Source organism: Micromonospora sp. NPDC051006 (genome assembly GCF_044456245.1).
GTDB lineage: Bacteria > Actinomycetota > Actinomycetes > Mycobacteriales > Micromonosporaceae > Micromonospora.
The window spans coordinates 432,078-446,302 of the sequence record NZ_JBITFP010000001.1 but is presented as its reverse complement, the minus strand read 5'-3'; the positions used below and the strand labels follow the sequence as shown (position 1 = coordinate 446,302).

Annotated in this window: 13 protein-coding genes; 5 read left to right on the top strand and 8 right to left on the bottom strand. The window is 72.6% G+C overall.

Translation table 11 applies throughout. The features are described 5' to 3' along the window. Positions 1–46: 46 nt before the first annotated feature. A complete protein-coding gene (locus ACIBBA_RS02125) occupies positions 47–2,227 on the bottom strand; it encodes an ATP-dependent DNA helicase (RefSeq protein ID WP_396692879.1) in 2,181 nt (726 codons plus the stop codon). A 138-nt stretch (positions 2,228–2,365) separates the two neighbouring features. Between ACIBBA_RS02125 and ACIBBA_RS02120 the strand changes: the two genes are divergently transcribed. Beyond that, positions 2,366–2,872, top strand: a complete 507-nt coding sequence (locus tag ACIBBA_RS02120) for a DUF402 domain-containing protein (RefSeq protein ID WP_396692877.1) — start codon at positions 2,366–2,368, stop codon at positions 2,870–2,872. Positions 2,873–2,885: 13 nt separating this feature from the next. Here the strand turns inward: ACIBBA_RS02120 and sigJ are convergent, their stop codons facing one another. Beyond that, a complete protein-coding gene (gene sigJ / locus ACIBBA_RS02115) occupies positions 2,886–3,857 on the bottom strand; it encodes an RNA polymerase sigma factor SigJ (RefSeq protein WP_396693416.1) in 972 nt (323 codons plus the stop codon). Positions 3,858–4,030: 173 nt separating this feature from the next. On the opposite strand from sigJ, the gene ACIBBA_RS02110 reads away from it, so the two are divergent. The 3 genes from ACIBBA_RS02110 to ACIBBA_RS02100 all read left to right on the top strand — a co-directional run bounded on the left by ACIBBA_RS02110 (position 4,031) and on the right by ACIBBA_RS02100 (position 6,758). Beyond that, positions 4,031–4,990 (top strand): PPK2 family polyphosphate kinase, encoded by a 960-nt coding sequence (locus tag ACIBBA_RS02110; RefSeq protein ID WP_396692875.1) that lies wholly within the window; start codon positions 4,031–4,033, stop codon positions 4,988–4,990. A gap of 129 nt (positions 4,991–5,119) precedes the next feature. Further along, positions 5,120–5,746: a DUF47 family protein gene (locus tag ACIBBA_RS02105; protein ID WP_350873399.1), complete on the top strand. Its 627-nt coding sequence runs from the start codon at positions 5,120–5,122 to the stop codon at positions 5,744–5,746. Between the two features lie 4 nt (positions 5,747–5,750). Further along, positions 5,751–6,758, top strand: coding sequence for an inorganic phosphate transporter (locus ACIBBA_RS02100; protein ID WP_357056038.1), 1,008 nt, complete (start codon positions 5,751–5,753; stop codon positions 6,756–6,758). Positions 6,759–6,854: 96 nt separating this feature from the next. Here ACIBBA_RS02100 and ACIBBA_RS02095 read toward each other — a convergent pair whose 3' ends face one another. After that, positions 6,855–7,823: a Gfo/Idh/MocA family protein gene (locus tag ACIBBA_RS02095; protein ID WP_396692872.1), complete on the bottom strand. Its 969-nt coding sequence runs from the start codon at positions 7,821–7,823 to the stop codon at positions 6,855–6,857. A 69-nt stretch (positions 7,824–7,892) separates the two neighbouring features. Between ACIBBA_RS02095 and ACIBBA_RS02090 the strand changes: the two genes are divergently transcribed. Then, positions 7,893–8,726 (top strand): NUDIX hydrolase, encoded by an 834-nt coding sequence (locus ACIBBA_RS02090; RefSeq protein WP_396692870.1) that lies wholly within the window; start codon positions 7,893–7,895, stop codon positions 8,724–8,726. A gap of 115 nt (positions 8,727–8,841) precedes the next feature. Here the strand turns inward: ACIBBA_RS02090 and pstB are convergent, their stop codons facing one another. From pstB to mshD, 5 genes are all read right to left on the bottom strand, one after another. Further along, positions 8,842–9,618 (bottom strand): phosphate ABC transporter ATP-binding protein PstB, encoded by a 777-nt coding sequence (pstB, locus tag ACIBBA_RS02085; RefSeq protein WP_350873395.1) that lies wholly within the window; start codon positions 9,616–9,618, stop codon positions 8,842–8,844. A gap of 20 nt (positions 9,619–9,638) precedes the next feature. Then, positions 9,639–10,727: a phosphate ABC transporter permease PstA gene (pstA, locus tag ACIBBA_RS02080; protein WP_396692868.1), complete on the bottom strand. Its 1,089-nt coding sequence runs from the start codon at positions 10,725–10,727 to the stop codon at positions 9,639–9,641. Beyond that, positions 10,724–11,815: a phosphate ABC transporter permease subunit PstC gene (gene pstC / locus ACIBBA_RS02075; protein ID WP_350873393.1), complete on the bottom strand. Its 1,092-nt coding sequence runs from the start codon at positions 11,813–11,815 to the stop codon at positions 10,724–10,726. Before pstC ends, pstA begins: the two co-directional genes overlap by 4 nt. A gap of 38 nt (positions 11,816–11,853) precedes the next feature. Then, positions 11,854–12,960 carry a phosphate ABC transporter substrate-binding protein PstS gene (gene pstS / locus ACIBBA_RS02070; protein ID WP_350873392.1) on the bottom strand — a complete coding sequence of 369 codons (1,107 nt, stop codon included), beginning with the start codon at positions 12,958–12,960 and terminating at the stop codon, positions 11,854–11,856. A gap of 324 nt (positions 12,961–13,284) precedes the next feature. Continuing rightward, on the bottom strand, positions 13,285–14,211 hold the full coding sequence (mshD, locus tag ACIBBA_RS02065; protein ID WP_396692865.1) for a mycothiol synthase: 927 nt from the start codon (positions 14,209–14,211) through the stop codon (positions 13,285–13,287). Between the last annotated feature and the right edge of the window lie 14 nt (positions 14,212–14,225).

The following is a 14,225-nucleotide window of genomic DNA, read 5'->3' as shown; positions in this document are numbered from 1 at the left end:
CGACCCCGGATCCGACGCCGGGCCTCGTGCCCGGCGTCGGGCAGCCTCAGGCCTTGGCGAGGCGCTCCAGGGCGCCCCGGGCGACGTCGGGCCGGGTGGTGTACCAGAACGGGGGCAGCGAGCGGCGCAGGAACGGCCCGTAGCCGCGGGCCGTCTCCAGCCGCGAGTCGAGCACCGCGACCACACCCCGGTCGCCGGTCGCCCGGATCAGCCGCCCCACCCCCTGAGCGAGCCTGATCGCCGCGATCGGCACGCTGACCGCGGCGAAGCCCGACCCGCCACCGGCGTCCACCGCGGCGGACCGGGCCGCCGCCAGCGGCTCGTCGGGGCGGGGGAAGGGCAGCCGGTCGATCACCACCAGCTGGCAGGCGTCGCCCGGCACGTCGACGCCCTGCCAGAGCGACATCACCCCGAACAGGCAGCTGGACCGCTCCTCGCGGAACCGGCGGACCAGCAGCGGCAGGGCCTCCTCGCCCTGGAGCAGCACGGGCAGGTCGGTCCGCGCGCGGACCAGCTCCGCCGCCTGCTGCGCGGCCCGCCGGGAGGAGAAGAGCCCGAGAGTACGCCCACCGAGCGCTTCGACCAGCGAGAGCAGCTCCTCGCCGGCCGCGTCGGGCAGGCCGGAGACACTCGGGCGGGGCAGGTGCGCGGCGACGTAGAGGATGCCCTGCCGGGCGTAGTCGAACGGCGAGCCGACGTCGAGCGAGCGCCAGCCCGGCCCGCTGCTGGCGGGGATCAGCGCACCCGGTCGTCCGCCCGGCTCGGCACGGCTCGCGCCCGTCGGCGCGCCGTTCGCGCCCGCGCCCGGCGTGCCCGCTCCGGGGCGGCCGGTGGAGGCGGCCAGCGCGGCGGCGGCGGGCGAGGGCGGGGCCGGGGTCGGGGCGTCCAGCCCGAGCGCCCGGGCCACCGTGTCGAACCGGCCGCCCAGGGTCAGGGTGGCGGAGGTGGCCACCACGGTGCGCTCGTCGTAGAGGTGGGTGGCGAGGGTCCCGGCGACCGAGAGTGGCGCCACCACCAGCGCCCGACGGGAGCCGTTGTCGGGCTTCTCCACCCATGCCACGTCGTGCTCGCTCTCCTCGAGCAACCGCTGCGCCGTGGTGGAGAGCTCGTCGAGCACCGCCTTGGCCTGCTGCTTGCGTACCGGATCGGGGTCGTCCGCCTTGATGTCGCCGATCCCGTCGAGCGCGGCGCGGGTGGCCGCGTCGAGCAGGGTGCACGCCTCGCGCAGCGGCGCGGGCAGCCCGGCGGTGATCCGCCCGGCCGGCGCCTCCGCCAGGCCGACGGCGAGGGCGTCGCCGGCGGCGGTGAGCGCGTCGGCGGTCTCCGGTCGCAGCAGCGGCCGGGCCCGGCGGGTGGACCGGTCGATCAGCTCCGGCACCAGCTCGGCCTGGGCCGCCGAGGAGACCCGGTCGGCGAGTTCGTGCGCCTCGTCGACGATGAGCAGCTTGTGCGGCGGGACGATCTGCCGCCCGGCCAGCATGTCGACCGCGAGCAGGCTGTGGTTGGTCACCACGATGTCGGCCTCGCGGGCCCGGGCCCGGGACGCCTCGGCGAAGCACTCGGCGCCGAACGGGCAGCGCCCCGCGCCGACACACTCCCGGGCCGGCATCGAGACCAGCCGCCAGGCCTGGTCGTCGACGCCCGGGTCCAGCTCGTCCCGGTCGCCGGTCTCGGTCTCGGACGCCCAGTCGCGCAACCGCTCGACCTGCTTGCCGAGCCGGCCCGCCTCACCGAGCCACTTGCCGGCGGCCGGGCGGGCCGCGGGCGCGTCGAAGAGCGTGTCCTCCGGCTCCTCCTCGGTCGAGTTGTCCAGCCGGGCCAGGCACAGGTAGTGGTGCCGACCCTTGAGCACGGCGTAGGTGGGCCGGCGGCCCAGCAGCGGCTCGACCGCGTCGGCGAGCCGGGGCAGATCGTGCTCGACCAGCTGGGACTGCAGGGCCAGGGTGGCGGTGGAGACCACCACCGGCCCGTCGACGGTCAGCGCCGGGGCGAGGTAGGCCAGCGACTTGCCGGTGCCCGTGCCGGCCTGGACCAGCAGGTGCTCGCGGGACGACACGCATTCCTCGATCGCCGTCGCCATCTCCTGCTGGCCGGGGCGGGCGGCGCCGCCCGGCACCGCGCCCACGGCGGCCGCGAGCAGTTCCGCGCCGCTCGACCGGGCGCCCCGGCGCCGGCCGGAGCGGGCCGACGGGGTGCTGGATCCGGTGGCGGCGCGGGGCGGAGTCACCGTGCGACGGTACCCGTCGCCGCCGACACCGGCCGCGCCGCTCCGCCGCGTGGCGTGCGCCCGGTGCGGAATTCCAGCCTGCCCGTCCGGTTACGGCGGCGCTACGACGAGTGGGTGGGATCGGTTAGGGTGCGACTCATGCCGAGCGACGTGGTCCGCGTGATCTACCGCAAGTACGACGGCAGCGCCCACCGCGACTACCCGGCCCGTCGGCTCGCCGAGGACGACCTCGGCGTCTGGCTCGGCGTACCCGCCGGCACCAAGTCGGTCTACCACGGTCGACCGTCGGTGGAGCAGATCCCGTTCGTCCTCCTGGTCCCGCATTCCGCCTGGTGGACCGGCATGTTCAACCCGCCGCCGCGGACCAGCGAGGTCTACTGCGACATCGCCAGCCCGGCCCGGTGGGAATCCGACGACACCGTCCACCTCTTCGACCTCGACCTGGACGTGGTCCGCCGCCGGGCCACGGGCGCGGTCGAGCTGCGTGACGAGGACGAGTTCGCCGAGCACCGGGTCCGGTTCGGCTACCCGGAGGAGCTGGTGGTCGAGGCGGAGGCGGCGGCCCGGTGGCTCTTCGACGCGCTCGGCGACGGCACCGAGCCGTTCGCCACCTCCTACCGGAAGTGGCTGGCCCTGGTGGTCTGAGCGGGCCTCCGGCTCACCAGCGGGGCGGCCACACCTGCGCCTCGGCCGGGTCGAGCGGCGGCAGGTCGGTGAGCTTCTCCGGGTTGAGCTGGTTGAAGATCGCGGTGATCCGGCCGTCGTGCACCGCGAACGCGGTGACCAGCCGGATCGGCCGGCCGTCGGTGTGCACCGTCTCGAGCTGGAGGCCGAACACGCCGTCGATCAGCACCGGCCGCGCCAGCAGCTGCTGGTGGTAGCGGCCGGCCCGGCCGAAGAGTCCGACGGTGAAGCGGCCGACCGCGTCCGCGCCGACGACCGGGCGGCGGGCCGTGGGGAAGTGCCCACCGCTGTCGCCGATGAGGACCACGTCCGGGGCGAGCAGGTGCAGCAACCGGTCCAGCTCGCCGGACTCGGCGGCGGCGACGAACGCGGCGACCACCCGCCGCTGCTCGGCCGGGTCGGCGGTGTGCCGGGGCAGGTCCGGCGCGCTGACCGCGCGGCGGGCCCGGGAGGCGAGCTGCCGGGCGGCGACCTCGCTGGTGCCGAGCGCCTCGGCGATCCGGGCGAACGGCACCGCGAACACGTCGTGCAGGACGAAGGCGACCCGCTGCTCCGGCGCGAGCCGCTCCAGCACCACCAGCAGGGCGGTGCCGAGCTGGTCGGTACGGACCGCCCGTTCGGCCGGATCGGGGGCGAAACCGTCGCCCCGGCCGGCGGACTCCACCGGGGTCACCACCGGCTCCGGCAGCCACTGGCCGACGTACGCCTCCCGGCGTACCCGGGCGGAGCGGAGCACGTCCAGGCAGATCCGGGCACAGGTGGTGGTCAGCCAGGCGGACAGCTCGCGGATCTCGGCGCGGGCGGCCGGGTCGGCGAGCGCGTTGGCGTAGCGCAGCCAGGTCTCCTGCACGGCGTCCTCGGCCTCGCTGCGGCTGCCCAGCATCCGGTGGGCCACCGCCAGCAGCCGCCCACGCTCGGCCTCGAACTCCGTCGCCAGATCCCGCACCACGTGCCCCTCCCGCCGCCGCGCCCCGGCGCACATCCTCCCGCCCATGGGACACCGCCGCCGCCCCGAACGTGACAGCCGGGCCACGAGAGCTCCGCTCGGCGGACGGAACGGCCGGGCTGGGAGAGGCCGCTCGACGGGCGGATCCGGGGCGGGTGGGTGATGATCCGGGGATGAGCGCACCTCGGGAGAGAGTGGTCGTGCCGCCGGTCGGCGGGCCGGTGCGGGAGCTGCTGCGGGTGACCGCGCCGGTCCACCTCGGCTCGATCGACCCGCGGTCCACGCCGGGGCTGCCCGACGCGGCGGTGACCGGCGAGCACCGCAAGGGCTGGGCCCGGGAGCAGGTCGAGCTGCTCGGTGCCGGGCTCGGCCGCCAGCAGGAGATGCTCTACGCCACCGCCAAGGCCGCGGAGTCCGCGCCCGATCCGGCCGGCTCCGCGCCGCCCCGGGTGCTGCTCGTGCTCCAGGCGGTGGACAGCGGCGGCAAGGACGGCACGATCAAGCGGGTCGCCGGCGCGATGAACCCGCTCGGCCTGCACATCCGCTCCTTCGGCCCGCCCACGCCGGAGGAGTTGCGGCACGATTTTCTGTGGCGGATCCGGCGGGCGTTGCCGCCGCCCGGGTACGTGGGCGTCTTCAACCGCTCGCACTACGAGGACGTGCTGGCGGCCCGGGTCGGGTCGCTGGTGCCGGCGGCCGTCTGGCGGGCCAGGTACGACGAGATAAACACCTTCGAGCGGGAGCTGACCGACGCAGGGGTGACCCTGATCAAGGTGATGCTGCACATCTCCTACGCCGAGCAGGGCGCGCGCCTGCTGGCACGGCTCGACGACCCGCGCAAGCACTGGAAGTACAACCCCTCGGACGTCGACGCGCGGGCCCGGTGGGACGACTACCAGGCCGCGTACGCCGACGCGCTGAGCCGCTGCGGCCCGGACTCCGCGCCCTGGTTCGTGGTGCCGGCCGACCGGAAGTGGTACCGGGACTGGGCGGTGGCGCACCTGCTCCGGGAGACGTTCGACACTCTCGACCTGGGGTATCCGCCAGCCGGTTTCGACCTGGAGCGGGAGCGCGAGCGGCTGCGGCCTGGGGGAGCGGAGGCGGAAGGGACGACCGAGGTGAACGGCAGGTGAACGAGCGGTGAATGCGGCCCTACCAGGGGTGGGCCGCCGAATGCCCGCCATCAGCGTTCCCTAGCATTCCCAGGGCGGGCGCTCGCGCGGGCTCCGCCACCCTTCCACCGACACGACGAGGTCCGTGCAGTGAAGTTTTCCTTCCGCCCCACCGAGGGCGCCTTCTACGAGCTCTTCACCAGGGCCGCACAGAACCTGGTCCGGGGCACCGAGCTGCTCAACGAGCTGTCCCTGCCGGGCGTCGAGGTGCAGTCGGTGAGCGAGCGGCTCACCGAGGTGGAGCACGACAGCGACCAAATCACCCACGAGCTGTACAAGAAGATCAACTCGACCTTCATCACGCCGTTCGACCGGGAGGACATCTACCGGCTCGGCTCGCTGCTCGACGACGTGATGGATCACCTGGAGGCGGTCGGCAACCTGCTCTACCTCTACGGCCTGACCAAGCTGCCGTCGCTGCCCCGGGAGATGCACGAGCTGGTCAACGTGCTCGACCAGCAGGCGAAGCTGACCGCCGAGGCGATGCCCCGGCTCAAGTCGATGAAGGATCTCGAGGACTACTGGATCGAGTGCAACCGGCTGGAGAACGAAGGCGACCAGGCGTACCGGATGCTGCTGGTCCGACTCTTCTCCGGCGAGTACGACGCGTTGACCGTGCTCAAGATGAAGGAGGTCGCCGACGAGCTTGAGGCCGCCTGCGACGCCTTCGAGCACGTGGCCAACACCGTCGAGACCATCGCGGTCAAGGAGTCCTGATCCTGTGACACCCGAACTCATCGCCGTGCTGGCGGTGATCGCGGTGGCCCTGGCGTTCGACTACACCAACGGCTTCCACGACGCCGCCAACGCGATCGCGACAAGTGTCTCGACCCGCGCGTTGACGCCCAGGATCGCCCTGCTGCTGGCCGCGGTCGGCAACTTCGTCGGCGCCCACTTCGGCGCCGGGGTGGCCAAGACGGTCGGCGACGGCCTGGTGTCCCTGCCCACCGGGGTGTCCAGCCTGGGGGTGGTCTTCGCCGGCGTGCTCGGGGCGATCGCCTGGAACCTGATCACCTGGTACTTCGGCCTGCCGTCGTCCTCCTCGCACGCGCTCTTCGGCGGCCTGGTCGGCGCGACCCTGCTCTCCACCGGCGGCATCGTGCAGTGGGTCAACATCGGGGAGAAGGTCCTCCTGCCGATGGTGCTCTCGCCGATCGTCGGCCTCACTCTCGGCTACGTGGTGATGCTGGCCATCCTCTGGCTGTTCCGGAAGGGGCAGCCGGGCCGGCTCAACCGGGGCTTCCGCTGGGCGCAGACCGCCTCGGCGGCGGCCATGTCGGTCGGCCACGGCATGCAGGACGCGGCGAAGACCATGGGCATCGTGGTCCTCGCCCTCTACACCGGTGGCTTCCAGGACGACAAGACGCACATCCCGGGCTGGGTCTTCTGGACCTCGGCGACCATGCTGGCGCTCGGCACGTACGCCGGCGGCTGGCGGATCATCCGGACCCTGGGTCGGAAGATCATCGACCTGGGCCCGCCGGAGGGCTTCGCCGCCGAGACGGTGGCCAGCGCGGTGCTCTACTTCAACGCTCTGGTGCTGAAGGCGCCGATCTCCACCACCCACACGATCACCTCGGCGATCATGGGTGTGGGCGCGACCAAGCGGCTCTCCGCCGTGCGCTGGAACGTCGCCGGCAACATCGTGCTCGCCTGGATCATCACGTTCCCGGCGGCCGCGCTGATCGCCTGCCTCACCTACCTGCTGGTCCGCCCGCTCTTCGGCTGACCGCCAACGACACCGGGCCCCTGGCCGCCGCTCGAACGGCGGCCGGGGGCCCGTGGCACGTCCAGCCGCCGCCGGATCGGCGGCGGCTGACCGCTGTCACGCGTAGTCCACGCCGATCTGGCCGCGGATGGTGTCGAGCAGGGCCATCACCTCGAGGGTGGTGGCGTGCGGCACCAGCGGGCTCTCGGTCAGCCCCGCCGCCAGACAGCGCTGCACCTCGATCGCCTCGTACTGGTAGCCGCCCCCGGTCAGGTCGGCGGCGATCGTCTCCGGCTCGGCGCCGGCGCGGTGCAGGGTCAGCGAGGCCGGCCGGAAGAACGGCGACGGCAGCTCGATCCGGCCGGCGGTGCCGGTGATCGAGGCGACCAGCGGGCTGGCGCCCACGATGCCGCAGCTCAGGGTGGCGACCGCACCCGAGTCGTAGCCGAGGACGACGCCGGTGTTCTCGTCCACCCCCTCCGGGCTCAGCTTCGCCCAGGACCGGACGTGCTGGGGCACCCCGAGCAGCAGGTGCGCCAGGCTCAGCGGATAGACGCCCAGGTCGAGCAGGGCGCCACCGCCCAGCACCCGGGCCCGCATCCGATGCTCGGGTGGGAACGGCCCGGCCACCCCGAAGTCGGCCTGCACGGCGGTCACCGTGCCGATCGCCCCGTCTGCGATCAGCTCGACCACCCGCAGGATCATCGGGTTACATCGCATCCACATGGCCTCCATGAGGAAGACCCCGGCGGCACGGGCGGTCTCGACCAGCTCGGCGCTGGTCGCCAGGTCGAGGGTGAACGGCTTCTCCAGCAGCACCGCTCGTCCGGCGGCCAGCAGCGTCATGGCGGCCTCGTGGTGGGCGGCGTGCGGCGTCGCCACGTACACCGCGTCCAGCTCCGGGTCCGCGGCCAGCTCCGCCCAGGAGCCGTACGCCCGTGGGGCGCCGTGCCGGTCGGCGAAGAGCTTCGCGCTCTCCGCGGTCCGGGAACCGACCGCGACCAGCTCGGCTCCCGGTACGTGCCGGAGGTCTTCGGCGAACCGACCGGCGATGTGGCCGGTGGCCAGGATTCCCCAACGAGTCATGCCGCAACGCTAGCGAAGAGCGACGGGCGGCCGATCGGATGATCCACCATCGGGAACTAGGCTCGCGACATGACGATCGACCGCGACGGCTTCGCCGCGCCGCCGGCCCTGGTGGAGCACGCCCGGCGGTTCCGGGCCGAGGGCGGCGTGCCGGCCGTGCCCCGGGTGGCGGCGACGGTGCTGCTGCTCCGCCCGGCCGGCGACGACTTCGAGGTGTACCTGATCCGCCGGGTCGCCGCGATGGCCTTCGGCGGAATGTACGCCTTTCCGGGCGGCGGGGTGGATCGGTCGGATTCCCAGGCGCACCTCGGCTGGGCCGGCCCGACCCCGGCGGACTGGGGCGGCCGGCTCGGGCTCGCGCCGGACGCCGCGCAGGCGGTGGTCTGCGCCGCCGGGCGGGAGGTCTTCGAGGAGGCCGGGGTGCTGCTCGCCGGCGCCGACGCGGCGAGCGTGGTCGGCGACGTGAGCGGGGACGACTGGGAGGCCGCCCGGGTCGCGCTGGAGCAGCACCGGGGCGGCTTCGCCGACCTGCTCGCCGCTCGCGGGCTCACCCTCCGCTCCGACCTGCTGCTGCCGTGGAGCCGGTGGATCACCCCGGAGTTCGAGCCGCGCCGGTTCGACACGTACTTCTTCGTCGCTCTGCTGCCCGAGGGGCAGCGGACCCGCAACGTGTCCGGCGAGGCCGACCACGCACTCTGGATCCGCCCGGCGCAGGCCCGGGACCGGGCCGAGGCGGGCGAGCTGACGATGCTGCCACCGACCCTGGTCACCCTGGCCGAGGTGGCGGCCGCCGGTGACCTGGCCGGCGTGGTGCGCGCGGCGGCGACCCGGGACGCGGCCACCCCGGTCACCCCGCGCCTGGAGCTCTCCCCGGACGGCGAGCCGCGCTTCCTGCTGCCCTGACCCCCGTCGCTCCGACGCCGGCCGGACCCGCCGGCCGACACCGGCCCGGAGACGGAGAGAGTGGCCATCCCCCTTTGAATGGCCACTCTGCCGTGGAACGCGTGCCGGGGACGGCTCAGCCGAAGCGGCCGGTGATGTAGTCCTCGGTCTTCTTCACGCTCGGGTTGCTGAAGATCCGCTGGGTGTTGTCGTACTCGATCAGCCGGCCCGGGTCTCCGGTCTTCTCGATCGAGAAGAACGCCGTGCGGTCCGAGACGCGGGCGGCCTGCTGCATGTTGTGCGTGACGATGATGATCGTGAACTTGTCCTTGAGCTGGAACATCAGGTCCTCGATGGCCAGCGTGGAGATCGGGTCGAGCGCCGAGCAGGGCTCGTCCATCAGCACGACCTGCGGCTCGACCGCGATCGTCCGGGCGATGCAGAGCCGCTGCTGCTGACCGCCGGAGAGGCCGGCGCCGGGCTTGCCGAGCCGGTCCTTGACCTCGTCCCAGAGGTTCGCCGAGCGGAGCGCCTTCTCCGCGGCCTCGTCCAGGATCGACTTCTTCCGTACGCCGTTGAGCCGCAGCCCGGCCACCACGTTCTCGTAGATGCTCATGGTGGGGAACGGGTTCGGCCGCTGGAAGACCATGCCGATCATGCGCCGGACCGCGGTGACGTCCACGTCGCGGTCGTAGATGTCCTGGTCGTCGATGGTGAGGCTGCCCTCGACCCGGGCACCGGGGAGCACCTCGTGCATCCGGTTGATCGAGCGGAGGAAGGTGGACTTGCCGCAGCCGGACGGGCCGATCAGGGCGGTCACCGTCTTGGGCTCGACGGTCAGGCTGATGTTCTCGATCGCCTTGAAGCCGCCGTAGTAGGCGGTGACGTTCGAGGCTTCGATGCGCTTGGCCATGGTGGTGGTACCTCCGGGGTTCATCGGCCGAGCCGGTTGCGACGGGCCAGCAGCTTCGCCGCGATCGTCAGGATCAGCACGAGGGCGACCAGGGTGAGGGCGGCGGTCCACGCCCGCGCGGGCGCGTACCGGGAGGCGTCGCCGGCCTGCTGGTAGACGAAGAGCGCCAGCGACGACTGGTTGTTCTCGAACGCGTTGAAGTTGATCCCGGCGCCGCCGCCGGCGACGAGCAGCACCGGCGCCGTCTCGCCCGCGGCGCGGGCGATGGAGAGCATGACGCCGGTCACGATGCCCGGCAGCGCGGTCGGCAGCACGATCCGCACGATCGTCTTCCACTTCGGCACGCCGAGGGCGTACGCGCCCTCGCGCAGCGGCGCCGGGACGAGGCGCAGCATCTCCTCGGTGGAGCGGACCACGGTGGGCAGCATCAGCACGCTGAGCGCGAGCGCCGCGGCGAAGCCGGAGAAGCTCGGCCGGCCGTCGTTGAACCACGGCGACACGATCAGCACCCAGAACGCCAGGACGAAGAGACCCGAGACGATCGACGGGATGCCGGTCATCACGTCGACGAAGAACCGGATCGCGAAGGCGAACTTGCCCCGGCCGTACTCGACCACGTAGATGGCGCAGAGGATGCCCAGCGGGACGGTGATCAGGGCGGCGATGCCGACCTGCTCCAGCGTGCCCACGATTGCGTGGTAGGCGCCGCCGTTCGGGTCGCGGGCCCCGATGTTGTTCATCGAGGTGAGGAAGAAGTTGCCGTCCAGCCGTTCGACGCCGTTGCTGACCAGCGTCCACACCACCGAGGCGAGCGGCAGCACGGCCAGCACGAACGCCGAGTGGATCAGCGCGCTCCAGGTGCGGTTACGGGCCGAGCGGCGCCCCTCGACCGCGTTCGCCGCGGCGAAGAGCCCGGCCAGGTAGAACAGCGCGCCGAGCACCACGACGAGCGCCGGGCCGCCGATGCCGGCGCCGTACACCACGGCGGCGGCGACCAGCACGGCCGCCAGTGCGATGACCGGCGCGGCGTACCGGGGCAGCCGCTTCGCCCGCAGCGTGGCGGGCTGGGCGGCCGGGCGGGGACGGTGGGTGGTGAGGCTGGTGCTCATGCGGCCGACTCCGTGAACTCCCGGCGGCGGTAGATGATCACGCGCGCGGTGATGTTGACGATCAGCGTGATCGCGAAGAGCACCAGGCCGGAGGCGATCAGCGCGCCCCGTCCGGTCTCGTTCGCCTCGCCGAACGTGTTGGCGATGTTCGCGGCGATGCTGTTGCCGCCGTTCTCGATCAGGTTGAACGAGATGCCGAAGGTGATGCCGAGGGTCATCGCCAGCGCGATGGTCTCGCCGAGCGCCCGGCCCAGGCCGAGCATGACCGCGGCGATGATGCCGGGCCGGCCGTAGGGCAGCACCGCGGTGCGGATCGTCTCCCACCGGGTGGCGCCGAGGGCGAGGGCGGCCTCCTCGTTGGCGGTCGGGGTCTGCAGGAACACCTCGCGGGAGAGCGAGGTGATGATCGGCAGCACCATGATCGCCAGAACCAGCGAGCCGAGCAGGATCGACTTCCCGAACGGCCCGTCGCCCCCGAAGATCGGGATCCAGCTGAAGTACTTGTTCAACCAGACGGAGAGGTCCTGTACCGGCTTCAGGAAGACCTCCCGGCCCCACAGACCGAAGACCACGCTGGGCACCGCGGCGAGCAGGTCGATCAGGAAGCCGAGCGTGGTGCCCACCCGGCGCGGCGCGTAGTGGGAGAGGTAGAGCGCGATGCCCAGGGCGACCGGCACCGCCACCACCAGCGCCAGGGCCGCGGTGAGCACGGTGCCGAAGGCGAGCGCGCCGATGCCGAACTTCGGCTCGGCGTCGTTGGGGAACCACCCCTCGAAGGTCCAGAAGTTCTCGGTGTTGGCGCGCAGGGCCGGTGTCGCCTTGGCGATCAGGAAGACCGCGATCGCCGCGATGATGACCAGGACGGCGGTGCCGGCGGCCAGGGTGAGACCGCGGAAGGCTCGCTCGGCGCCGAACTTGCGGGATCGGGGCAGCGCGCCGCCGCCGCCCAGCCCGGTGCCGCCCGGGGTGCGGGTGCTGACTGGTGCCTCGGCCACACGCGCCGAGGCACCGGCGGGCCACTCGTGACTCTGGGTCACGCGGGTCCCGCCGGTGCCGGCGTCGGCCGAGCGGTGGGGGTTTTCACCCATCTGCTCGCTCGATTCGATTGCGGAGTGGTGTGTTCGGGTCAGGAGATGTTCTTGACCGCGGCCTCGACCTTGGTGCGGACGGTCTCCGGCAGCGGGGCGTAGCCCAGCTCGGTCAGGGCAGCCTGGCCCTCGGTGCTGGCGGCGTGGGTCAGGAAGCCCTTCACCAGCGGCAGCTTGTCGGCGGCGAGACCCTTGCCGCAGACGATCTCGTAGGTCACCAGGACGATCGGGTAGGCCCCGGCCTCCTTGGTGTTGTAGTCGATCGACATCTTCAGGTCGTCGCCCTGGCCCTCGACCTTGGCACCGGCGATGGTCTTACCGGCGGACTCGGCGGTCAGCGCGGCGAACTCACCCGCACCGTTGCCGACCTTGGCCATCTTCAGGCCACCGTTCTCGGCGTACGACCACTCGACGTAGCCGATGGTGCCGGCCTGACCCTTGATGGCGCTGGCCACACCGTCGGACTTGGCGGCACCGGTACCACCCGGGGCCTTCCATTCCTTGGCCTTGCCGAAGGTCCAGTCGGCCTCAGCGGTCTTGGTCAGGTAGTTGGTGAAGTTGTCCGTGGTGCCGGAGGAGTCCGAGCGGTGCACGGCGTTGATCGCGGTCGACGGCAGCTTGGCGTCGGGGTTGTCGGCCTTGATCGCCGCGTCGTCCCACTTGGTCACCTTGCCGGCGAAGATCTTCGCCAGGGTGGCCGGCTTGAGCTGGAGGTTGTCCACGCCGTCGAGGTTGTAGGCGATGGCCACCGGGCCGATCACCATCGGCAGGTGGATGGCCGCGCCGCTGGGGCACTTGGCGTCAGCCTGCGGCTGCTCCTCGGGCTTCAGCGCCGAGTCGGAGCCGGCGAAGTCGGCGGTGCCGGCGATGAACGCCTGGATGCCGGCGCCGGAGCCGGAGGGCTCGTAGTTAATCTTGGCGCCGGAGCACTTCTGCTGGTACGCCTTGATCCACTCGTCCATGGCGTTCTTCTGGGCGGACGAGCCCTGGGCGTTCAGCGTGCCGGTGGCGCAGTCGACCGCGGACGCCGAGCCGGAGGCGCTGGCACCGGTGGCGGGCTCGTTGTTGTCCGAGCCGCATGCGCTGAGAGCGAGCGTCGCGGTAAGAGCGAGCGAGGCAATCGCGCCGAGCCGCTGGAGCTTCACCTGAGGGGTTTCCCTTCACGTCTGACCTGGCGCCCCGATCGGGGCCCGGGGACCGGCAGTGACCGGCTGATTCCACAAGTTAGGAGGGCCAGGTAGCCGGAGCGCCGGTCATAAATGAACGGAAGGTGAACACGTGCGGCCCTGGTGATGACCGCTCGCTGAGGGTGAGTTGTCCGTTAAGTGAACTCGCGTGCCCGTGTCGGAAGTATCCGTATATTTCCGGTACGGTGTTACCGCGCCGAGGCGCCCCTGTTATCTGTCGGTGACCGGTCGTGCTCCGGCGTCATCGCGCACGCCGGGCGGGTGCGCGGCTCGCGGCGGGGGTCAGCCCAGCTGATAGTTGACGTGCGCCGACCAACGCAGAAAGCCGAGCCGCTCGTAGAGGGCCATCGCGCCGCCGTTCGTCTCGTCGACGTAGAGCATCACCCGGTCCAGGCCGCGCCGGTCCCGCAGGTATGCCAGCCCCGCGGTGCTCAGCGCGCGGCCCAGCCCGCCGCGGTGCACCGTCGGATCCACTCCCAGCACGTAGACCTCGCCGATCCGGGCCGAGCCCGGGCGCTCGTGCACCTTGGTCCAGTGGAAGCCGAGCAGCCGCCCGGTGGAGTCCTCCACCGCGAGCAGGAAGCCGGCCGGGTCGAACCACGGCTCGGCCAGCCGTACCCGCAGGTCGTCGGCGGTCCACCGACCCTGCTCGGGGTGGTCGGCGAAGGCCCGGGCGTTCACCGCGAGCCAGGCCGCATCGTCCGTACCCGGCTGGAACGCGCGTAGCGTCACGCCGTCGGGCAGCCGGGGTTCGCCCAGCGGGGCGGTCAGCGACCGGCGCAGCTGCCAGAGCACCCGGGCCCGGGTGAAGCCCAGGTCGACCGCGAGTGCGGCGGCCGACGGGTGGTCGCCGTGCGCCCAGGCCCGCAGCGGACCGGTGGCCGAGGCCAGCACTCCGCGGGCCAGCGCTCGGCCGGTGCCACGCCGCCGGTACGCGGGGTGCACCACAAGCTCCACGCCGATCCCGTCGGCCGGGTCGGTGGTGTCCAGGTGGGCGTACCCGGTCAGCGTCCCGTCGTCGGCCCGCGCGGTCAGGTGCACGGCCGCGGCGGCCGGGTCGCGCAGCCGGAGCAGGACGTGTTCGTCGAGCGGATCCGAGCCGTCCGTGTCGCCCGCCGAACGGGCCAGGGCCAGCACGTCGGCGATCTCCGCGGGCGCGAGTCGGTCGTTGCGGGTCACCTGGTCGATCGTGGGCTCGGCGCTGCTCATTCCGTCACCGTAGC